The sequence below is a fragment of the Pseudomonas sp. MWU12-2037 genome, assembly GCF_023242345.1.
Lineage (GTDB): Bacteria > Pseudomonadota > Gammaproteobacteria > Pseudomonadales > Pseudomonadaceae > Aquipseudomonas > Aquipseudomonas gingeri_D.
On sequence record NZ_JALLIZ010000003.1, the window covers coordinates 1 to 20,257 of the forward strand.

20 protein-coding genes and 1 pseudogene are annotated in these 20,257 nt (G+C 61.9%); 12 read left to right on the top strand and 9 right to left on the bottom strand.

The window, feature by feature from the left end:
* The 7 genes and pseudogenes from M5B42_RS05965 to M5B42_RS05995 all read left to right on the top strand — a co-directional run.
* Positions 1-219 (top strand): annotated as a pseudogene (locus M5B42_RS05965) (hypothetical protein); the annotation flags it as partial.
* Positions 220-383: 164 nt separating this feature from the next.
* Entirely contained in the window at positions 384-1,016 is a 633-nt protein-coding gene (locus M5B42_RS05970; RefSeq protein ID WP_103495681.1) for a TetR family transcriptional regulator, read from the top strand.
* A 292-nt stretch (positions 1,017-1,308) separates the two neighbouring features.
* Positions 1,309-1,809, top strand: coding sequence for an urease accessory protein UreE (gene ureE / locus M5B42_RS05975; RefSeq protein ID WP_100939670.1), 501 nt, complete (start codon positions 1,309-1,311; stop codon positions 1,807-1,809).
* On the top strand, positions 1,806-2,480 hold the full coding sequence (locus M5B42_RS05980) for an urease accessory UreF family protein (RefSeq protein ID WP_103495680.1): 675 nt from the start codon (positions 1,806-1,808) through the stop codon (positions 2,478-2,480). Before ureE ends, M5B42_RS05980 begins: the two co-directional genes overlap by 4 nt.
* A 9-nt stretch (positions 2,481-2,489) precedes the next feature.
* Positions 2,490-3,104, top strand: coding sequence for an urease accessory protein UreG (gene ureG / locus M5B42_RS05985; protein ID WP_103495679.1), 615 nt, complete (start codon positions 2,490-2,492; stop codon positions 3,102-3,104).
* Between the two features lie 40 nt (positions 3,105-3,144).
* A complete protein-coding gene (locus tag M5B42_RS05990; RefSeq protein WP_103495678.1) occupies positions 3,145-3,717 on the top strand; it encodes a HupE/UreJ family protein in 573 nt (190 codons plus the stop codon).
* Positions 3,718-3,822: 105 nt separating this feature from the next.
* Positions 3,823-4,956 (top strand): AGE family epimerase/isomerase, encoded by a 1,134-nt coding sequence (locus M5B42_RS05995; RefSeq protein WP_248745277.1) that lies wholly within the window; start codon positions 3,823-3,825, stop codon positions 4,954-4,956.
* Between the two features lie 186 nt (positions 4,957-5,142).
* On the opposite strand, the gene M5B42_RS06000 is transcribed toward M5B42_RS05995, so the two are convergent.
* The 8 genes from M5B42_RS06000 to M5B42_RS06035 form a co-directional block, all read right to left on the bottom strand.
* On the bottom strand, positions 5,143-5,907 hold the full coding sequence (locus tag M5B42_RS06000; protein WP_177090443.1) for an SDR family oxidoreductase: 765 nt from the start codon (positions 5,905-5,907) through the stop codon (positions 5,143-5,145).
* A 749-nt stretch (positions 5,908-6,656) separates the two neighbouring features.
* Positions 6,657-7,373, bottom strand: coding sequence for an ABC transporter ATP-binding protein (locus M5B42_RS06005; RefSeq protein ID WP_100939676.1), 717 nt, complete (start codon positions 7,371-7,373; stop codon positions 6,657-6,659).
* The gene (locus tag M5B42_RS06010) at positions 7,370-8,245 is read right to left on the bottom strand and encodes an ATP-binding cassette domain-containing protein (protein ID WP_248745278.1); all 876 of its coding nucleotides are present in this window, start codon (positions 8,243-8,245) and stop codon (positions 7,370-7,372) included. The genes M5B42_RS06005 and M5B42_RS06010 overlap by 4 nt, the downstream gene beginning before the upstream one ends.
* Positions 8,242-9,540 (bottom strand): high-affinity branched-chain amino acid ABC transporter permease LivM, encoded by a 1,299-nt coding sequence (gene livM, locus M5B42_RS06015; RefSeq protein ID WP_103495674.1) that lies wholly within the window; start codon positions 9,538-9,540, stop codon positions 8,242-8,244. Before livM ends, M5B42_RS06010 begins: the two co-directional genes overlap by 4 nt.
* 3 nt (positions 9,541-9,543) lie before the next feature.
* Positions 9,544-10,458 (bottom strand): branched-chain amino acid ABC transporter permease LivH, encoded by a 915-nt coding sequence (locus M5B42_RS06020; protein ID WP_103495673.1) that lies wholly within the window; start codon positions 10,456-10,458, stop codon positions 9,544-9,546.
* Between the two features lie 170 nt (positions 10,459-10,628).
* Complete coding sequence (locus M5B42_RS06025; RefSeq protein ID WP_103495672.1) at positions 10,629-11,762, bottom strand: branched-chain amino acid ABC transporter substrate-binding protein; 1,134 nt, start codon at positions 11,760-11,762, stop codon at positions 10,629-10,631.
* A 363-nt stretch (positions 11,763-12,125) separates the two neighbouring features.
* Positions 12,126-13,409: an FAD-binding oxidoreductase gene (locus M5B42_RS06030; protein WP_248745279.1), complete on the bottom strand. Its 1,284-nt coding sequence runs from the start codon at positions 13,407-13,409 to the stop codon at positions 12,126-12,128.
* A 25-nt stretch (positions 13,410-13,434) separates the two neighbouring features.
* Entirely contained in the window at positions 13,435-14,925 is a 1,491-nt protein-coding gene (locus M5B42_RS06035; protein WP_103495670.1) for an aldehyde dehydrogenase family protein, read from the bottom strand.
* 163 nt (positions 14,926-15,088) lie between these two features.
* Here M5B42_RS06035 and M5B42_RS06040 point away from each other — a divergent pair, with 163 nt between their 5' ends.
* From M5B42_RS06040 to M5B42_RS06055, 4 genes are all read left to right on the top strand, one after another.
* Complete coding sequence (locus tag M5B42_RS06040; protein ID WP_103495683.1) at positions 15,089-15,994, top strand: LysR family transcriptional regulator; 906 nt, start codon at positions 15,089-15,091, stop codon at positions 15,992-15,994.
* Positions 15,995-16,234: 240 nt separating this feature from the next.
* Complete coding sequence (gene pncB, locus M5B42_RS06045) at positions 16,235-17,434, top strand: nicotinate phosphoribosyltransferase (RefSeq protein WP_103495669.1); 1,200 nt, start codon at positions 16,235-16,237, stop codon at positions 17,432-17,434.
* 59 nt (positions 17,435-17,493) lie between these two features.
* On the top strand, positions 17,494-18,321 hold the full coding sequence (nadE, locus tag M5B42_RS06050; protein ID WP_103495668.1) for an ammonia-dependent NAD(+) synthetase: 828 nt from the start codon (positions 17,494-17,496) through the stop codon (positions 18,319-18,321).
* 112 nt (positions 18,322-18,433) lie between these two features.
* The gene (locus tag M5B42_RS06055) at positions 18,434-19,129 is read left to right on the top strand and encodes a hypothetical protein (RefSeq protein WP_248745280.1); all 696 of its coding nucleotides are present in this window, start codon (positions 18,434-18,436) and stop codon (positions 19,127-19,129) included.
* Positions 19,130-19,156: 27 nt separating this feature from the next.
* Here the strand turns inward: M5B42_RS06055 and azu are convergent, their stop codons facing one another.
* Entirely contained in the window at positions 19,157-19,615 is a 459-nt protein-coding gene (gene azu, locus M5B42_RS06060; protein WP_248745281.1) for an azurin, read from the bottom strand.
* Between the two features lie 419 nt (positions 19,616-20,034).
* Here azu and M5B42_RS06065 point away from each other — a divergent pair, with 419 nt between their 5' ends.
* Positions 20,035-20,211, top strand: a complete 177-nt coding sequence (locus M5B42_RS06065; protein WP_248745282.1) for a hypothetical protein — start codon at positions 20,035-20,037, stop codon at positions 20,209-20,211.
* Positions 20,212-20,257 lie beyond the last annotated feature (46 nt).

Sequence of the window (20,257 nt, forward strand, 5' to 3'; positions counted from 1 at the left end):
TCCGATCACACCACCTTCAACAAGAAGGAAGATAACGTCAGCGAGAACGGCTCTGACCGTACACCACTGGGTCAAGCCCTGGCCGAGAACGGCTCCAGCAAGACCTCCATTGGTGAGAACGACAAATTCGCCGAAGGTGGCCGTGCTCGCCTGGAAGAGAAAGGTTTGGTCCAAGACGGCGGTGACCGTGTGATCGAACGCAACAGCAGCCTGAGTTAAGGCCTTGCTGGCCTGGAACAAAGCCCGGTCTCCTGGACCGGGCTTTGATATTTCAGGACCCTGAATATTCGAAATCCCGCGATTGCCCCCTTCTCTTGGTTCGACGCCGGCAAAGCTGATTTGCTAGAGTGCGCCGCTCTCTTCATCCAGAAAATACCCTTGCGATGCTGCCCCGCGCCGAACAGAAACAACAGACTCGACATGCGCTCATGGACGCTGCCCGGCACCTGATGGAATCCGGCCGTGGCTTCGGCAGCCTGAGCCTGCGGGAAGTGGCGAAGACCGCCGGCATCGTGCCCACCGGTTTCTACCGACATTTCGACGATATGGACCAGCTCGGCCTGGCCCTGGTCCGCGAAGTCGGCCAGACCTTCCGCGAAACCATCCGGCTGGTGCGCCATAACGAGTTCGTCATGGGCGGCATCATCGATGCGTCGGTGCGGATTTTTCTCGATGTGGTGGCGGCCAATCGCTCGCAGTTCCTGTTTCTCGCCCGTGAGCAATACGGTGGTTCGCAGCCGGTGCGCCAGGCCATCGGGGCGTTGCGGGAAAATATCAGCACGGACCTGGCGACCGACCTGGGCCTGATGCCCAAGCTCGACCACCTGGACCCCGCCGGGTTGGCGGTCATGGCCGACCTGATCGTCAAGAGTGTGTTCGCCACCCTGCCGGATATCATCGACCCACCGTCCGATCCCTTGCCGGAACATCTGACGCCCCAGGCCAAGATCACCCAGCAACTGCGCTTCATCTTTATCGGATTGAAGCATTGGCAGGGTCTGGGCAGTACCGAGTAACCGGAACGGGTGCCCTGCACCCGGATCGCCGGCAAGCCGGCTCCTACAGTTCGACACGACGCAATCCTGGCGTTGAAACGCGGACCTGTGTGCCGGCTTGCCGGCGATGAGGCCCGCCAGGCACCACAAAAGCGCACTTACATCACTTGCGCACCATCTTGAAACATTCTGAAACATGACTACGCTCCCTTTTCAGGCATCCAGCGCTTTCTGACGGGACTTTCCTACGCGGCGAACGATTGGCAAGCCCCTTGCTCTAGCTCAACCATCGCTCATTGCCGGAAGCCTCCTGATGTTGGTGATTCATCGCAGAATCGAAGCGCAATCCACCTGGGCCGCCGAGCTGCACCTGAACTTCGAAGCCCGCAGCAAAAGTCGCCTGCGCTGTTTCAGTGCCGAGGGTGAGGACGTAGGACTATTCCTTGAACGTGGCCAGCCACCGCTGTACGACGGTGAATACCTGGAAGCCGAGGACGGCCGCATCGTGCGGGTCTGCGCACGCCCCGAACAACTGCTGCACGTCACCTGCCGCAATGCCTTCGAACTGACCCGCGCCGCCTATCACCTGGGCAACCGTCATGTCGCCCTGCAAGTCGGCGACGGCTGGCTCAGGCTGCTCGACGACTACGTGCTCAAGGCCATGCTCGAACAACTTGGCGCCCATACCGAAACCCTCGAAGCGCCGTTCCAGCCGGAACACGGTGCCTACGGCGGCGGCCATCACCACTCCCGCCACGGCGACGAAGACTTCAACTACCCGCCGCGCCTGCACCAGTTCGGTGTGCGCCCATGAACCCGGCCTGGGCGCTGTTGCGCCTGGCCAGCCCGCAATTGCCCATCGGCGGCTACAGCTATTCCCAAGGCCTGGAAATGGCCGTGGAACAGGCCCGGGTCAAGGACGCAGATGGCGCCCGGCGCTGGATCGCCGATCAATTGCTGCTCAACCTGGCCCGCTTCGAAGCGCCGCTGCTGCTCGCCCATTGCCAGACAGCGGCGGACGAAAACTGGGGCGAGTTGCAACAGCTCTGCGAAGAACACCGCGCCAGCCGTGAAACCCGCGAGCTGTATCAGGAAAGCCGGCAGATGGGTTATTCCCTGCAGCAGTTGCTCAGCGGCCTGCCGGAACTGGATGACACCGCCCGAACCTTCCTCGCACAGCAAAGCGAACCGCATCTGGCCCTGGGCTGGGCGCTGGCCGCCCGTGCCTGGCAGATCAGTCCCCAGGACGCCTTGGCCGCCTGGCTCTGGAGCTGGCTGGAAAACCAGCTGGCCGTGCTGATGAAAACCCTGCCCCTGGGCCAGCAAGCCGCCCAGCGCCTGACCAGCGAGTTGCTGCCCCTGCTGCAACAGGCCCAGCAAGCCGCCACGGCCCAGGACCTTCAATCCATCGGCAGCGCCGCCTTCGGCCTGTCCCTGGCGTGCATGGCCCATGAGCGCCAGTACAGCCGCCTGTTTCGTTCCTAGGAGAACATGATGAACGCACAACCTCTGCGTGTCGGTATCGGCGGCCCGGTGGGCTCCGGCAAGACCGCCCTGACCCTGGCCCTGTGCCTGGCCCTGCGCGACCGCTACAACCTGGCGGTGGTCACCAACGATATCTACACCCGCGAAGACGCCGACTTCCTGGTGCGCAACGAAGCCCTGGCCCCGGAGCGGATCATCGGCGTGGAAACCGGTGGCTGCCCGCACACCGCGATTCGCGAGGATGCCTCGATCAACCTCGAAGCCGTCGACCAGTTGAACCGTCGCTTCCCGGGGTTGGACCTGATCCTGGTGGAGTCCGGCGGCGACAACCTCTCGGCGACCTTCAGCCCGGAACTCTCCGACCTGACGATCTACGTGATCGACGTCTCGGCCGGCGACAAGCTGCCGCGCAAGGGCGGGCCGGGGATCTGCAAGTCCGACCTGCTGGTGATCAACAAGATCGACCTGGCACCGCTGGTGGGCGCGTCCCTGGAGATGATGGACAGCGACACGCGGCGCATGCGCGGTGACAAGCCGTTTGTCTTCAGCAACCAGAAAACCGGACATGGCCTGGACGCCATCGTCGCCTTTATCGAACGCCAGGGCCTGCTGACAGCAGCCTGATGCCTGGCCAACCGCTACTTCAACAATACGGAGCCCAACCATGACCTTGAAAAAAATCCTCGGTACCCTCGCCCTGCTGCTTATGCCAGCCATCGCCTTTGCCCATCCCGGCCACGGCGACAGCGGCTGGATGGCGGGTGTCAGCCATCCGGTCAGCGGCATCGATCATTTGCTGGCGATGGTGGCCGTCGGTTTATGGGCGGCGCAGCAAAAAGGCAGCGCGCGCTGGGCGTTGCCCTGCACCTTTGTCGGAACCATGCTGCTCGGCGGGGTACTGGGTTTCGAAGGGCTGGCGTTACCGGCACTGGAAAGCGGGATTGCCGCATCGGTATTGGCCCTGGGCCTGGCGGTGGCGCTGGCGGTACGGCCACCGTTGAGCCTGGCGCTGGCGGCGACGGCGCTGTTTGCCTTGTTCCATGGTGTGGCCCACGGTCTTGAACTGCCAGAGATGTCGAGCCCGTGGACCTATGCGGCCGGTTTTGTGGTCGCGACCGCGACTTTGCATGCACTGGGTTATGCCGTGGTGCGGGTGTTGCCGCAAGCCGCGGCACCGTTGGTGCGGGTGGCCGGTGTTGCGTCGGCGGCCACCGGGGTCTGGTTGCTCGCGGGCTGAGACTTTGTGGCGAGCGGGCTTGCCCGCTCACCACAAGGAACAGCATCGCCAGCGGCCGCCTGTTAACATGTCGCGCAACCGCCCTTGCCCTGACGACGCCAGCCGATGCCCGATGTTTCCAGCTCCGCCTCCACGCCTGAATTGAGTGCACTGTTCAACACCGTGCAAGACCACTTCCGCCAGGTCATCGTGCCGCTGTGGCAAGGCCCCGGCTGGAACGCCGAGATGGCGCTGCCCTACGAGGCGCTCGACGCCGACCATCGGCCGTTGCCCGCGCAACGCTATCGCGCCATGGCCTGCGCCCGTCAGTTGTATCTGTTTTCCAGCCTGATCGGCGACGCCGCTTTCCCGGCCGCCGCTGAACGCGCCAGCGCGCTGTTCCGTTCGTTGCAACGGCATTTCCACGATGCCGAGTACGGCGGCTGGTTCTACAGCGTCGACCCCCACGGCAAGCCGCTGGACACCCGCAAGGATCTCTACACCCACGCCTTTATTCTCTTCGCCTGCGCCCATTACTGGGCCAAGGTCCGCGAGCCGCTGGTGGAGTCGGTGCTCAACGCCGCCCTGGAAGTGATCGCCGTGCGTTTCGCCAATGGCGACGGCCTGTATGAAGCGAGTTTGGAGCGTGACTGGTCGCCCCTGGGCAGCGGGCCGTTGCAGAACCCGTTGATGCACCTGGCCGAAGCTTTTCTGGCGACCCTGTCGGTACGTGAAGACGCCACCACCCAGGGCGCACTGCTGGCCCTGGCCGCCGGCATGCAGCAACGCTTTATCGACCGCCACCACGGCGTGATGCTGGAGAAACCGCTGGGGGCTGTGGATAACTGGTTCGAACCGGGCCATCAGTTCGAATGGCTGTTCCTGCTGGAGTCATCGCCCTTGCTGCGCGGCACGGCGCTGCATGGCTCGCTGGATCGCGCGTTCGCCTTTGCCGAGCAGTCAGGCGTCGATCCGCAAAGCGGCGCGGTCAGCGGCATGCTGGGCATCGACGGCAGCCTGCGCGACGGCACCCAACGGATCTGGGCCCAGGCTGAATACCTGCGGGCGCTGACGTTGCGTGTGGATAACTCGGCGCGCCTACAGCACCAGCTGGCGGCCTTGCAGCAGCACTTCCTGCACCCGGGCGGCTGGCACGAGTGCCTGGACGCCAAGGGCGAGGTCAGCCGGAAGGATATGCCGTCGACCACCCCTTATCACCTGGCGACCTGCCTGAGTGGCCTGGCCGAGTATTTCGGCTGAGCCAAGCACAAGCAGGCACTTGAAGACATTGCGGGAGCGGTGCTTGTCGGATCGCCGCACCGCCGCGAAGCTTTTAGCGGCCTCAAGGGCCTCTTCGCGAGCAAGCTCTGCTCCCACAGGGGACAGTGCCTGGCCTTGGCTGCAAGGCATCAGGCCAAACCCGCTCGCCACAATAAGCTAACGTTCTCAGCCCTTGTTGCGCTCGATGGCAAACCCGCTCCAGGTCTGGCTCACCGGCATCAGCTCGAGGCTGTTGATATTGACGTGGGCCGGAGTGTTGAGCACCCAGAAGATCGTATCGGCGATGTCCTGCGGCTGGATCGGCTCGGCACCGGCATAGGTCGCGTCGTAACGCGCCTGGTCACCGGCAAAACGCACCAGCGAGAACTCGCTCTCGCACAGCCCCGGCTCGATATTGGTCACCCGCACCCCCGTGCCCTGCAAATCGCAGCGCAGGTTCAGGGAGAACTGTTTGACGAACGCCTTGCTCGCGCCATAGACATGGCTGCCCGGATACGGGTAGTTGCCGGCAATCGACCCCAGGTTGATGATCCCCGCCCCACGACCATGGGCGATCAGCCGTGGCAGCAGCAGGCGGGTGCTGTACATCAGGCCCTTGATGTTGGTGTCGACCATGGTGTCCCAGTCGTCGAGGTCGCACTTGGGCGCCGGATCGACCCCCAGGGCCAGGCCCGCGTTATTGATCAGACCGCGCAGTTTGGCGAAGCTCGGCGGCAGGTTGGCAATGGCTTCTTCCATGGCCTTGCGGTCGCGCACATCCAGCACCAGGCCATGCACTTCGGTCTGCTTCGACAACTCGGCGCACAAGGCATTCAAGCGCTCCTCACGACGACCGGTGAGCACCAGCTTCCAGCCGGCCTCGGCAAAACGACGGGCACAGGCCTCGCCAAAACCGGAAGTCGCGCCCGTGATAAACAACGTGGATGTCATGGAGTTCTCCTTGCTCGGCCCGCGGGCCGCCAGATATGAATACGGTCGTTGCGCAGCATGCCTCAACGCCGGCCACTGAAGAAATGGAATCTTGAAAACAACGCAACTGTACAAAAAACACCCAATCACAGCAAAGCCACGCAAACCGTGGCCTGGCGCCTGCTGTGCGCACCTTATCCACAGCCCCGTCCACAGTATCCGGGGGCAACTCGAAAACCCGCCGATCCGCTGTACACAAGGCCTCCAGCGGTATTTCAAAAGTTTTTCCCTTGACCCCGGAACAACCGTTGTGTAGCCACCGGCGAAAAATCCCCTGGGGACGATTTCACGCCAGTGGCTCCAGGCCAGTAATTACGCCACCCAGGGGCATGTTTCCAGAGTTTGCCCACAGAGTTATCCACAGGCTGTGCAGGCGGCTTGTCGGGCGCAAGGCGTGACAATATACCTGTTGACAAAACGTCCCGGCGCTTTGCAAAACACCACTGATCAAAAAACAACCAGCGCGCTGCAAGCCACGGTTTCAAAGGCTCTCAGCCAGCTACTCCCACGTTACCCACAGCCACCTCCACAGCAAACGGGGACAAGTCAAATTGATGACAAAACAATCATTTGCAGCGGTTTCATGTCGCACTTTGGCAGGTTGCGCAGATTGTTTTCCACAATTTCGGATCCAGGCTGTGGACAGACAAAAAAACGCCCCGGATCCGAAGATCACGGGGCGTTTCAGGGTCGCACAAACCTGTAGGACTCTAATGTCCGCCCAGGTAGGCGTTGCGCACTTCCTCGTTGACCAGCAGCTCCTTGCCGGTGCCACTGAGGCGAATCTCGCCGTTGACCATCACATAGGCCCGGTCCGACAAGCGCAGGGCGTGGTTGGCGTTCTGCTCCACCAGGAAGATGGTCATGCCCGAGGCCGCCAGCTCGCGCAGGGTGGCGAAGATCTGCTTCACCACGATCGGCGCCAGGCCCAGGCTCGGCTCGTCCAGCAACAGCAGCTTGGGCCGGCTCATCAGCGCCCGGGCAATCGCCAGCATCTGCTGCTCGCCGCCGGACATGGTCATGGCCCGCTGGTTACGCCGCTCCTTGAGCCGTGGAAACAACTCGAACATGCGCTGCATGTCCTCGTCGACGAACTTGTCGCCAATGGGGATGGTGCCCATCTGCAGGTTCTCTTCCACGGTCATGTCCGGGAATACCCGGCGGCCTTCCGGCGACTGGGCGATACCGTTGGAGGCGATGTAGTGGGACGACTTGTGGGTAATGTCGACGCCCCGGTAGATGATCTCCCCGGCGGCGGCTCGCGGCTGGCCGAAGATCGACATCAGCAGCGTCGACTTGCCCGCGCCGTTGGAGCCGATCAGGCTGACGGTTTCGCCTTCGTTGATGTGCAACGAGACCTTCTTCAGGGCCTGGATCGGCCCGTAGAACACTTCCAGGTTCTTCAGTTCGAGGATAGGTTGACTCATACCAGTTCCTCTTCATCGGCGCCCAGGTAGGCGGCAATCACTTTCGGGTCGTTGCGGATGTCTTGCGGACCGCCCTCGGCAATCACGTTGCCGTGGTCCAGTACCACGATGTGGTCGGAAATACTCATGACCATGCCCATGTCGTGCTCGATCAGCACCACGGTCAGGTCATGCTCGTCGCGCAGCAGCCGGATCATCGCGCTCAGCGCTTCGGTTTCCTGGGGGTTGAGGCCCGCCGCCGGTTCGTCGAGGCAAATGATCCGCGGCCGCGTGCACATGGCCCGGGCAATTTCCAGGCGGCGTTGCTGGCCGTAGGACAACTCGCCGGCCAGGCGGTTGGCACAGTCCACCAGGTCGACCACTTCCAGCCAGTAGAACGCGGTGTCCAGGGCGTCGCTTTCAGCCTTGCGGTAGCCCTTGGTATTGAGGATGCCGGAGAGCATGTTGCGGTTGACCCACATGTGCTGGGCCACCAGCAGGTTCTCCAGCACCGACATTTCCTTGAACAGGCGAATGTTCTGGAAGGTCCGGGCCAGGCCCGCACGGTTCACCAGGTGGGTACCGCCGAACATCTTGTAGTAGAGCCGGCTGAAGAAGGTTTTCGGCGAAGCGAAATCCCCCAGGCGAAAGGACTCACCCAGCAGCTGGATCACGTTGGTGCGCTTGTCGCGTACATTCAGTTCGATCTTGCCGCCAGTGGCCTTGTAGAAGCCGGTCAGGCAGTTGAACACCGTGGTCTTGCCCGCGCCGTTGGGGCCGATCAGGGCGAAGATCGAGTTGCGTTTGACTTGCAGGCTGACGTCGCTGAGGGCCTTGATCCCCCCGAAGTGCATCATCAGCTTTTCGACTTTCAGAACGATGTCATTACTCATTGGCCAGTCCCTCCCACCAGGACGCCCTTGCGTGGGGTCACCCCGGTGCGGCTGATGCGGATCAGGCCACGTGGCCGCCAGATCATCATCAACACCATCAATACGCCGAACAGCAATACACGGTATTCGGCGAAACTACGCAGCAGCTCCGGCGCCACGGTCAGTACAAACGCCGCGATCACCACACCGATGGTCGAGCCCATGCCGCCCAACACCACGATGGCGAGGATCAGCGCGGACTCGAAGAAGGTGAAGGAAGTCGGGTTGACGAAACCCTGGTAGGTGGCGAAGAACACCCCCGCCAGACCGGCGGTGGAAGCCCCCAGGGTGAACGCCGAGAGTTTCACCAGCACGTGGTTCAAGCCCATGGCGCGGCAGGCGATCTCGTCTTCACGCAAGGCTTCCCAGGCGCGGCCCACTGGCATGCGGGTCAGGCGATGCTTGATGTAGAGCACGGCCAGTACCACCAGGAACAACACGGTGTAGATGAAATAGAACTTCACGTCCGGGTTGTAGGCGATGCCGAAGAACTCATGGAAGGGAATCCCGCCCTCCTTCGCGCGCTTGCCGAACTCCAGGCCGAAGAAGGTCGGCAGAGGCGCCGGCATCCCGTTCGGACCGCCGGTCAGCGACAGCCAGTTGTTGAGGATCAGTCGGATGATCTCGCCGAAGCCCAGGGTCACGATGGCCAGGTAGTCACCGTGCAGGCGCAGGACCGGGAAGCCGAGGATGCACCCCGCCAGCGCGGCGGTGATGGCAGCCAGCGGCAGGACGGTCCAGAACCCCAGCCCGAGGTATTGATAACCCAGCGCCAGGCCATAGGCACCGATGGCGTAGAACGCCACGTAACCCAGGTCGAGCAGGCCGGCGAGGCCCACCACGATGTTCAGGCCCAGGCCGAGCAGGACATAGATCAGACCGAGGATCACCACACCCAGCAGGTAGGAGTTGGCGAAGACCGGGAAGATCACCGCGATCGCGATCATGATCGGGATGATCCAGCGCAGGCGCGACTTGTAGTCCGGCGCCAGCACATGCACGCCGGAACCGGTGCTCTCGAAACCTTCGAGAATCCGCAGGCCCTTGGGTGTCTGCAGGAACAGGCTGAGGGCAAAACGGCCGAGCATCACAATCGCCACCAGCCAGGCGACGCGGGTCGGTTGCAGGTTGAAGCTGTAGCCCTCCAGGACGACCCCGACGATGGGGCCGAAGACAATCAGTGCAACCAGGCCGGCGAGAATGGCGTCAACCAGGCTTTTCTTGATATCGAGCGATTTTTGAGTGGTTGAGGACATTGCTTACACCTTCGACACAAGAGGACGGCCCAACAGGCCTTGCGGCCGAAAGACCAGTACCAGGACCAGCAGCGAGAAGCTGAAGACGTCCTTGTAATCCGAGTTGACCAGGCCGGAGAACAGCGATTCGGAGATGCCGAGGATGATCCCGCCGAGCATGGCGCCCGGTAGCGAGCCGATGCCGCCGAGCACTGCGGCGGTAAACGCCTTGATGCCGATCACGAAGCCGGCATAGAAGTCGAAAGTGCCGTAGTTCATGGTGATCAGCACACCCGCGAGGGCCGCCATGGCCGCGCCGATGATGAACACATAGGAAATCACCCGGTCGGTGTTGATCCCCAGGATCGAAGCCATCTTGCGGTCTTGCTGGGTCGCGCGACACATGCGGCCCAACTTGGTGTACTTGATGACATAGGTCAAAAGGCCCATGCCGAGGAACGCGGCCACCAGGATAAAGACCTTGGTGTAGGTGAGCTGGACAAAGCCGCTGCCGACATCGACGCGCCAGGCACCGGTGAGCAGCGTGGGGACGCCCTGTTGCTTGGCGCCCTGGGCGATCTGCGCGTAGTTCTGCAGGATCAGCGAAATCCCGATGGCGCTGATCAGCGGTGCCAGGCGGGTGGAGTTGCGCAGGGGTTTGTAGGCGATACGCTCGATGACCCAGCCATACACCCCGGTGACGATGATGGTGAAGACCAGCGTGCCGAGCATCAGGAGCGGGAAGGATTCAATACCGAAGTAAGCCAGCAGAGCCAGACTGATTGCCGCGAGGTAAGCGGAAATCATGTAAACCTCGCCGTGGGCGAAGTTGATCATGCCGATGATGCCATAGACCATTGTGTAGCCGATGGCGATCAGGCCATAGACCGACCCGAGGGTCAGGCCGTTGACCAGTTGCTGCAGGAAAATACCATCCATAACGCAATCTCACGCATTTGAGAGACTGCACAGAAGCGCACCGCGACGGTCGGGGTTCAACCACCGTCGCAGCACAGCCATGTGCAGCTCTACGAGAAAAGACAGGTACTGCACGGACACGCTTGGCGACTGGCTGGCGCACGGGGCGCCAGCCGGGTCAGGCCTTCATGTCACTTCTGTTTTTCCAGCTGATGGTATTTGCCGTCTTTGTCCCACTGGTAGACCACGTAGTCGGAGATCTTCAGGTCGCCCTTGGCGTCCCAGGTCTTCTCGCCCATCACGGTCTTGACCGGGTGTGCTTTCAGCCACTTGGCCGCCTCTTCGCCCTTGTTGGACTTGGCGCCGTTGAAAGCCGCGGCCAGGGTCTGTACCGAGGCGTAGGCATAGAGGGTGTAACCTTCCGGCTCGTAGCCCGACTTGCGGAACTGGTCAACGACCGCCTTGCTGTCCGGCAGCAGACGTGGGTCGGCGCCGAAGGTCATGAGTACACCGTCGACGTATTGCGGACCACCGGCAGTGGTCACCAGTTCGTCGGTGACGATACCGTCGTCAGACATGAACTTGACGTCTTTCAAGCCTTCAGTGCGCAGTTGCTTGACCAGCGGACCGGCTTCCGGGTGCAGGCCGCCGAAGTAGACCACGTCGGCACCAGCGGCACGGATCTTGGTCACCAGGGCGCTGAAGTCCTTCTCGCCACGGGTCAGGCCTTCGTAGATAACCGGAGTCACACCGCGCTTGATCAACTGGGCCTTGGTGGCATCCGCCAGGCCTTGGCCATAGGTGTCCTTGTCGTGGATGACCGCGACTTTCTTGCCCTTGAGCACGTCGACGATGTAGTTGCCGGCCACGATGCCCTGCTGGTCGTCACGACCACACATACGGAACATCGCACCCAGACCGCGCTCGGTCACCTGAGGGTTGGTAGAGCCCGGGGTGATCGCGATGATGCCCGCTTCGTCGTAGATCTCCGAAGCCGGGATGGTGGAAGAGGAACAGAAGTGCCCGACGACGCCGGCGACTTTCTGGTTGCTCAGGTCCTTGGCGACCGTTACCGCCTGTTTTGGCTCACAGGCATCATCGCCCTTGACCAGGACGATTTTTTCGCCGTTGACGCCACCGGCCGCGTTGATCGCATCCGCCGCCGCTTGCGCACCTTTCATGTACTGCTCGCCGAAAGAAGCGTTGGCACCGGTCATCGGACCCGCCACGCCGATCTTGACGTCAGCCTGAGCAAACGCAGAAACACCCAACGCAGCAGCCACTGCGAGGGCTACAAAGCCTTTCTTGTAAAACGTCTGGGACATGAGGTGGTGCTCCAAGGTTTTTTTAGTTGGCACTGCGACTTCAATGAATGCTCAGAGCAAGGGGCGTGCCATAGGTTTTTTGTTCTGCAAAAAGTCGCTGTCTTATTGTTTTATGGACTGTTTCGGGCCCTTTTTAACTGGGCGTGCAACCGTCTAAACCGCGGAAGGTGGAACCTTTCAAGGAAAAAGGTGCAACCCAGCGGTGCCACTATTGCAACCATGGCGCCGAAGGGCGTGCAACCACCCTGTAACAACGTGCGTCACCGAAGTGCACACTCGCGGTGCGCGACTGCTACATCGCGCACCATTACAGGCTAGCCGTCTCGAACAAAAGCGCCGTCCGATTCGGCATTTTTTGTTGTTTCAAATGACAATCCGCAGGCACTGGCCCGCGTGATACAGCGAAAAGCCAGCCTCGTAGAGACCACTGCGCAGGCCCACCGCCGGTATCGGCCGCATGGGCGCGAAGGGAATCGGCAGGGCCTGAGGATTTCCGTTACACAGGTAATCGGCGAACGCCTTGCCGACCACCGTCCCCGTGGTCACCCCACGCCCGTTGTAGCCGGTGACTGCCACTAAACCGGGCGCCGGTTCGAACAGGCGCATCAGATGGTCGGGGGTAAAGGCGATACAACCGGTCCAGGTGCATTCCCAGTCGACCTTTTTCAGGTAGGGGAAATAGTGCTGTTGCACGCGGTCGGCCCAGGCCCGCAGGAACCACGCCGGTTTCTGGTTGCCGTTGCCCAGGCTGCCCAGCAACAGGCGACCGTCGGCATCGCGGCGAATGCTGCTGAGCACCTGGCGGGTATCCCAGGAGCCCTGCCCGCCCGGCAGAATCTGCCGAGCGGCTTCTTCGGTCAATGGGCTGGAGGCGACCTGGTAGTAGTAGCCCGGAAAGAAGTTGCGCCGCAGTTCGGTCCATTCGCCTTCGGTGTAGGCATTGGAAGCCATCACCACCTGTTCGGCGCTGACCGCGCCCTCGGCGGTCTGCACCGACCAGCGCTGGCCCTGGCGTTCCAGGCGGGTGACCGGGGAATGGTCGAACAGCTGCGCCCCCAGCCGCGACGCGGCCTTGGCCAGGCCCGAGGTATAGGCCATGGGATTGAGGGTGCCGGCGCGCCGGTCGAGCAAGGCGGCGCCGATTTTTTGGGTGCCGGTGGCGATTTCGCAATCCTTGCCGGTCAGCAACTCCACCGGTGCGCCACGACGTTTCCACTGCGCTTCACGGCTGCGCAGATCAGCCTCGCCCTTGGCGTTGTGGGCCATGTGCAAGGTGCCTTCGCGGCGCAGCTGGCAATCGATGCCATGCTTGTCCACCAGGCTGAAGACCAGGGCCGGCGCCGCCCCCAACATGCGGTTGAGCTGGCTGCCCACCGCTTCGCCGAAACCGGCCTCGATCTCGTCCGGGGGAATCCACATCCCGGCATTGACCAGCCCCACATTGCGTCCGGAACCGCCGTGGCCGGTACGATGGGCTTCCAGCACGCAGACGCTCTTGCCTTGTTCACGCAGGTGAATCGCGGCCGAGAGCCCGGTGATACCGGCGCCGATCACGCAGACATCGACCTTCAACTCGCCCTTGAAGGACGGTGCGTCAGGCCGCTGCGGCGTCAGTGTTTCCCATAGACATTCTTCACGTAACGGCATTGCCAGACTCCGAAAATGAAACCCGTCAGTCGAAGGTAATGCCCTGGGCCAGCGGCAATTCCAGCGAGTAGTTCACGGTATTGGTCTGGCGGCGCATGTAACCGCGCCAGGCGTCCGAACCCGACTCGCGACCGCCACCGGTTTCCTTCTCGCCGCCAAAGGCGCCGCCGATCTCCGCACCGCTCGGGCCGATGTTGACGTTGGCAATGCCGCAGTCGCTGCCTACCGCCGACATGAACTGCTCGGCCTCGCGCACATCGGTGGTGAAGATGCACGAAGACAGGCCTTGTGGCACCGCATTGTTCAAACGCAGGGCTTCGGCGAACTCCGTGTAACCGATCACGTAGAGAATCGGGGCAAAGGTTTCGTGGCAGACCACTTCGCTCTGCTCCGGCATCTCGACGATGGCCGGCGACACGTAATAGGCATTCGGGAATTTGTCCTGCAACTGGCGCTCGCCGCCGAACACCCGGCCGCCTTCGCTCAGGGCCTGCTCCAGGGCGTCCTGCATGTTCTCGAAGCTTTGCTTGTCGATCAGCGGGCCGACCAGGTTGCCTTCCAGCGGATGACCGATACGGACCTTGGAATAGGCCGCTTTCAAACGGGTGACGATTTCCGCCTTGACCGATTCATGGGCAATCAGACGCCGCAAGCTGGTGCAGCGCTGGCCGGCGGTGCCGACGGCGCTGAACAGAATCGCCCGTACGGCCATGTCCAGGTCGGCGCTTGGGCCGAGGATCATGGCGTTGTTACCGCCCAGTTCGAGAATGCTGCGGGCAAAGCGCGCGGCCACTTTCGGCGCCACTTCACGGCCCATGCGGGTGCTGCCGGTAGCGCTGATCAGCGCCACACGCGGGTCATCGACCAGGGCGGCACCGGCGTCGCGACCACCGATGATCACCTGGCTCAGGTACTCGGGCGCATCGCTGAAGTTCTTCAGTACACGCTCGAACAGGGCCTGGCAGGCCAGCGCGGTCAGCGGGGTCTTTTCCGAAGGTTTCCAGATCACCGAGTTGCCGCACACCAGTGCCAGGGTGGTGTTCCAGGCCCAGACCGCGACCGGGAAGTTGAAGGCGCTGATCACGCCGACCACACCCAGGGGATGCCAGGACTCACGCATATGGTGGCCCGGACGCTCGGAGGCGATGGTCAAGCCGTACAGCTGGCGCGACAGGCCCACGGCGAAGTCGCAGATATCGATCATTTCCTGCACTTCACCCAGGCCTTCCTGGGTGATCTTGCCGGCTTCCCAGGAAACCAGCTCACCAAGGTCGGCCTTGAATTCGCGCAGCACTTCACCGAACTGGCGCACCAGCTCGCCACGGCGCGGTGCCGGAACCTTGCGCCAGGCATCGAAGGCGTGCTCGGCACGGCTGACCTGCTGCTCGACCTCAGCCGCGCCCTCCCAGTTCACGCCGGCGATGCGGCTGCCGTCGATGGGCGAATGCACGGGCTGTTTGCCCTGTTGATACAGCGCCGGGTCCACACCAAGACGATCAAGCAATGCGGCAACCATGGGGGTCACTCCTGTAGGCGAAAACGGAAAGCTTTAGTCGAAAACAACACGACGATTCAGACCTTCAGTTGTAGCGGCCTTCAGCTTTGCCAACAAACGACGATTAGGCGAGATATCATTCCATTTATTCATGCAGCGCAAGACAGAAGAAAAAGGCCCGTCCATGCTGAATAAAAGATACCTGCCTTCGATCACGGCCCTGCAATGTTTCGAAGCCGTCACCCGCCACCTGAGCTTCACCCGCGCGGCAGAAGAGCTGAACCTGACCCAGAGTGCCGTGAGCAAACAGGTCGCGCAGCTGGAAGAACTGTTGCAGCACCTGCTGTTTCGCCGGGTACGGCGACGCCTGCAACTGACGCCGGCCGGGGATCTGTATCTGGTGGAAGTCCGAAAAATCCTGACACAGGTGGAGATGTCGACCCACTACCTGCGTTCCTACGGCGGTGAAACCGAAGTCCTGCGGGTATCCACGCCCTCGACCTTCGGCGCCCGCTGGCTGGTGCCGCGGCTCAAGGGCTGGCGCCTGCGTCACCCGCATATCCACCTGGACCTGTGCAACGAACAGGAAGCCGACGACCTGCTGCAGGGCCGCAGCGACCTGGCGTTCTATTTCGGCCAGGGTTCGCGGCCGGGCACCGAGTGCGTGAAGCTGTTCGGTGAAGAGCTGGTGGCGGTGTGCGCGCCGGGCTGCCTGCCGGAGAAGCCCTTCAGCGATCCGACGCAGTTGAGCGAGCTGGTCCTGCTGCAGAACGCCTCGCGGCCCCAGGCCTGGCACGACTGGTTCGACAGCCAGGGGTATCACACCGAACACAGTTACCACGGGCCGCGTTTCGAGACCTTCTATATGTGTATCCGGGCGGCCCAGGTCGGCTGCGGCGTAGCCTTGCTGCCCAGGTTCCTGGTGGAGGAGGAACTGATGGAGGGCAAGCTGGTGCTCGCCTGGCCTCATGCGATGCCCAACCACGACGCCTATTACCTGGCCTACCCGGAGCATTCGGCGGAGGTGCCGAAGGTGCGGGATTTTGTCAGTTGGATGCTGGAGCAGATCGACAGTCCCGTGCAACCTTGAGGGTATTGCGCTGCCCTCTCGGGCCTCTTCGCGGGCAAGCTCCGCTCCCACAGTCTCGAGTCGTACCTGAGTTCTGCGCACGACCGGGAACCTGTGGGAGCGGAGCTTGCCCGCGAAGAGGCCGGCACCCGCAACAAAAATCGCTGGTAAAACCGCCAACGGATATGCGCCACTAGCGGTCTTCATTCAAGAACTGCCAGGACGCCGCTGTAACGCGCGACCGGCATGGAGATACCCGTTATGAGCGATAAGGCCTTTGGCGATCGCATTGTGCAGAACCTGCTGGACACCGACTTCTACAAGCTGACCATGATGCAGGCGGTGCTGCACAACTACCCCAACGTCGAAGTCGAATGGGATTTCCGCTGCCGCAACAGTGAAGACCTGCGCCCGTACCTGGCGGAAATCCGCTACCAGGTCGAACGCCTCGCCGAACTGAGCCTGAGTGCCGACCAGCTGGGTTTCCTGGAACGCATCAGCTTCCTCAAGCCGGACTTCCTGCGCTTCCTCGGCCTGTTCCGCTTCAACCTGCGCTATATCCACACCGGGATCGAGAACGGCGAGCTGTTTATCCGCCTGCGCGGCCCGTGGCTGCATGTGATCCTGTTCGAAGTGCCGCTGCTGGCCATCGTCAGCGAAGTGCGCAACCGCTATCGCTACCAGGAAACCCTGCTGAGCCAGGCCCGCGAACAGCTGTACCGCAAGTTCGACTGGCTGAACGCCAATGCCTCCCCCGATGAACTGGCGGAACTGCAGGTCGCCGACTTCGGCACCCGCCGGCGCTTCTCCTACCGGGTCCAGGAAGAAGTGGTCAGCGTGCTCAAGCACGACTTCCCCGGACGCTTCGTCGGCACCAGCAACGTGCACCTGGCGCGCGAATTCGACATGAAGCCCCTGGGCACCATGGCCCACGAGTGGATCATGGCCCACCAGCAACTCGGTCCACGGCTGATCGACAGCCAGATCGCCGCGCTCGACTGCTGGGTCCGCGAGTACCGCGGCCTGCTCGGCATCGCCCTGACCGACTGCATCACCACCGATGCCTTCCTCACGGACTTCGACCTGTACTTCGCCAAGCTCTTCGACGGTTTGCGCCACGATTCCGGCGACCCGGTGATCTGGGCCGAAAAATGCATCAATCGTTATCACCAGCTGGGTATCGACCCGATGAGCAAGACCCTGGTGTTTTCCGACAGCCTCAGTCTGCCCAAGGCCCTGGGGATATTTCGCGCGCTACGCGGTCGGATCAATGTCAGCTTCGGCATCGGCACCAACCTCACCTGCGACATCGAAGGGGTGGAACCGATGAGCATCGTGCTTAAAATGACTGCCTGCAATGGCCAACCCGTGGCGAAGATCTCCGACGAGCCGGGCAAGGCCCAGTGCAAGGACCCGAATTTCGTGGCCTACCTGCGCCATGTGTTCCAGGTCCCCGGCTAGAAACTCGTCCAGTGGTACCGATCAACCTGTTCCAGACCCCATCCCGCAAGGAGTGAATCATGCAAGCCGTACAGCGCCAGATTGCTGAACAGCTCAAGGTCCAGCCACCGTTCGCCGACCAGGCCGCCCTCGAAGCCGAAGTCGCGCGACGGGTCACCTTTATCCAGGATTGCCTGCTGAACTCCGGGCTCAAGACCCTGGTGCTGGGTATCAGCGGCGGTGTCGACTCATTGACCGCCGGCCTGCTGGCCCAACGCGCCATGCGTGAACTGCGCGAACGTACCGGCAACCTGGATTACCGCTTCATTGCGGTGCGCCTGCCGTACGAAACCCAGTTCGACGAACATGAAGCCCAGGCCTCGGTGGACTTTATCGCCCCCGACGAACGCCACACGGTGAATATCGGCCCGGCGGTCAAATCCCTGGCTGGCGAAGTCGCCGCCTTCGAAGGCAAGGCCGCCGTGTCGCGGGACTTCGTCCTTGGCAATACCAAGGCGCGCATGCGCATGGTCGCGCAGTACACCATCGCCGGCGCCGCCCATGGCCTGGTGATCGGCACCGACCACGCGGCGGAAGCGGTGATGGGGTTCTTCACCAAGTTCGGTGACGGCGCCTGCGACCTGGCGCCGTTGAGCGGCCTGGTGAAAAACCAGGTCCGGGCCATCGCCCGGCACTTCGGCGCACCGGAGTTCCTGGTGGAGAAAATCCCCACCGCCGACCTCGAGGACCTGGCACCGGGCAAGCCCGACGAAGCCTCCCACGGCGTGACCTATGCCGAGATCGACGCCTTCCTGCACGGCGAGCCGGTGCGCCAGGAAGCTTTCGACATCATTTGTCGGACGTACGAAAAAACCCATCACAAGCGTGAGATGCCATTTGCGCCGTGATTTATTCGGCGGGAATGTCGTAGGAATCGTCTATTTTTCCGCCTAGCACTTGAGGCAACATCGGTCACTGGGCAGTCTTCGCCGCATCTTGTTGTTGGCAGGGCCCCACCCGATGTTGCTCAATCGCAAATCCCCCAAGTTGCACGCGCAACCCGTGTTCCGGCACCCGTGTTTTTTTCCGCTGCTCGGCGCGCTCGGGGTGGTCTGCTGGGTTGCCACCGCCGCCAGTACGCCGGACAAGCAGGCGGCCGGCCAGCCCAGCGCCGCGCATTTTCTGCTGATCGCCCAGATGCCGGCGCAAATCGCCTTGCGCGCCAACGCGCACTACATCCCGCAAGCCAACCAGACCGGCTGCCCCTATCAACCACCGGTGCTGCATTTCAATACCGCCCTCGCCGACATGCCCCGCAGCTCCGACTTCAAGGTGCCCCTGGGCTACGAATTGCCGGACTGCAAACTGTATCTGAGTGAAGTGGACTTCGAGACCGAGGCGTTCTACGGACCTGACAACCTGAACCGCAGCATTACCCATGGCGGCTCGATTGCCGTGCGCGACAACCTGCGACCGGGGGTGTCGGGGTTTCCAAGCTCGGGGGAGAAACAGTATGAGGGCTTGTGCGATTGGGAGATTACCGACCCCGACGCCCTCTTCGGGCCGGGCCAGGTCCTCACCTGCCATGCGCTGGACGATCAGGGGCGGGTGATCGGCGGCAATCGCAAACCCTCCAGGCTCGGCGGAACCCTGAGCCTGGAGGACCTGCAAGGCAAACGTATTCGCCTGAATCTCAAGATGAAGGATCAACCCTGACCGCTGGAGCCAGGGTTGCGGCACCGGTTACTTGACCGCGAGCTTGCCTTTCATGATCGAGTTGTGGCCCGGGAACGAGCAGAAGAACTCGTAGTCCTCACCAGCGATCAGTTTTGACACGTCGAAGGTGACCGAGTCTTTTTCACCGGCACCGATGATCTTGGTGTGGGCGATGATGCGGGTGTCGCCGTCTTTCAGGTAGTTCTTGTCGATCCCGGCACCCATGCCGTCAGCCGCGATCCCGGCCATGTCGGAGGCCTTGCTCAGCACCCAGTTATGGCCCATGACGTTCTTCGGCAGGCTGCCGGCATGGCTCAGGTTCACGGTGAAGTTCTTGCAGCTCTTGTCGATGCTGATTTCCTTGGCGTCATTGGGAAGCTTGAAGGACATCTGATCGGTGGAGTCGACATCGACCTTGCATTCGGCGGCAAGCAACTGGCCACTGGCGAGGGCCAGCAGGGATACCGCAACAACTTTGGCGAACATGGTGAATCTCCAAGGCAGGGTATGAAAATCAAGGGCTCAAATGGGGAGAATAACCAAAATATGGCTCAGTTCTCCTGATCTGCATCAACAGATTGTATACAATCCTAAGCTATCGCTTCGATGGATACAATCAACCAGCCAGACGAACTGGCGCCCTCTAACATTAGGACGTTCTCAGCCAACGGAGCGTCTACCATGTCAATTAACAGCCTGTTGCAAAGCTTGCTCGCCGCTTATGCCTGCGGGGCCAGCGGTACCTTTGAAAGGCCGTCGCGCGAGGTTTAATCCTTGGAGAGTCGCCTGCCAGCCTTTACTCTGGGGTCAGCCTGTCGCGAAAAACCATTGTTTCGTGTGCTGCGCCACGAACACAGGCAGAATACGCGCCGCTCAACCTCACCTTCGACCCCAGAGGATCGCCCATGGCCAAACCCAATTACTCCTTTGCCAAACGTCAGCGCGACCTGGCCAAAGAGCAGAAGAAAGAGGAAAAGCTGCAACGCAAGAAAACCACCGCCGAAGAAGAGGCCGCGGCCTTGTTGAACCCGGAAGCGGAAGACGAAGCAACCGAGGCACAGGATCCGACCCCGAACGCCTGATTGCACCGAGCTCTGCTCCTACAGATTCAGGGCGTACGCAAAACCC

Excerpts from the sequence above, each read along its gene's own strand:
- M5B42_RS05970 (WP_103495681.1), top strand. The coding sequence starts at position 384 with ATGCTGCCCCGCGCCGAACAGAAACAACAGACTCGACATGCGCTCATG.
- ureE (WP_100939670.1), top strand. The coding sequence starts at position 1,309 with ATGTTGGTGATTCATCGCAGAATCGAAGCGCAATCCACCTGGGCCGCC.
- M5B42_RS05980 (WP_103495680.1), top strand. The coding sequence starts at position 1,806 with ATGAACCCGGCCTGGGCGCTGTTGCGCCTGGCCAGCCCGCAATTGCCC.
- ureG (WP_103495679.1), top strand. The coding sequence starts at position 2,490 with ATGAACGCACAACCTCTGCGTGTCGGTATCGGCGGCCCGGTGGGCTCC.
- M5B42_RS05990 (WP_103495678.1), top strand. The coding sequence starts at position 3,145 with ATGACCTTGAAAAAAATCCTCGGTACCCTCGCCCTGCTGCTTATGCCA.
- M5B42_RS05995 (WP_248745277.1), top strand. The coding sequence starts at position 3,823 with ATGCCCGATGTTTCCAGCTCCGCCTCCACGCCTGAATTGAGTGCACTG.
- M5B42_RS06000 (WP_177090443.1), bottom strand. The coding sequence starts at position 5,907 with ATGACATCCACGTTGTTTATCACGGGCGCGACTTCCGGTTTTGGCGAG.
- M5B42_RS06005 (WP_100939676.1), bottom strand. The coding sequence starts at position 7,373 with ATGAGTCAACCTATCCTCGAACTGAAGAACCTGGAAGTGTTCTACGGG.
- M5B42_RS06010 (WP_248745278.1), bottom strand. The coding sequence starts at position 8,245 with ATGAGTAATGACATCGTTCTGAAAGTCGAAAAGCTGATGATGCACTTC.
- livM (WP_103495674.1), bottom strand. The coding sequence starts at position 9,540 with ATGTCCTCAACCACTCAAAAATCGCTCGATATCAAGAAAAGCCTGGTT.
- M5B42_RS06020 (WP_103495673.1), bottom strand. The coding sequence starts at position 10,458 with ATGGATGGTATTTTCCTGCAGCAACTGGTCAACGGCCTGACCCTCGGG.
- M5B42_RS06025 (WP_103495672.1), bottom strand. The coding sequence starts at position 11,762 with ATGTCCCAGACGTTTTACAAGAAAGGCTTTGTAGCCCTCGCAGTGGCT.
- M5B42_RS06030 (WP_248745279.1), bottom strand. The coding sequence starts at position 13,409 with ATGCCGTTACGTGAAGAATGTCTATGGGAAACACTGACGCCGCAGCGG.
- M5B42_RS06035 (WP_103495670.1), bottom strand. The coding sequence starts at position 14,925 with ATGGTTGCCGCATTGCTTGATCGTCTTGGTGTGGACCCGGCGCTGTAT.
- M5B42_RS06040 (WP_103495683.1), top strand. The coding sequence starts at position 15,089 with ATGCTGAATAAAAGATACCTGCCTTCGATCACGGCCCTGCAATGTTTC.
- pncB (WP_103495669.1), top strand. The coding sequence starts at position 16,235 with ATGAGCGATAAGGCCTTTGGCGATCGCATTGTGCAGAACCTGCTGGAC.
- nadE (WP_103495668.1), top strand. The coding sequence starts at position 17,494 with ATGCAAGCCGTACAGCGCCAGATTGCTGAACAGCTCAAGGTCCAGCCA.
- M5B42_RS06055 (WP_248745280.1), top strand. The coding sequence starts at position 18,434 with ATGTTGCTCAATCGCAAATCCCCCAAGTTGCACGCGCAACCCGTGTTC.
- azu (WP_248745281.1), bottom strand. The coding sequence starts at position 19,615 with ATGTTCGCCAAAGTTGTTGCGGTATCCCTGCTGGCCCTCGCCAGTGGC.
- M5B42_RS06065 (WP_248745282.1), top strand. The coding sequence starts at position 20,035 with ATGGCCAAACCCAATTACTCCTTTGCCAAACGTCAGCGCGACCTGGCC.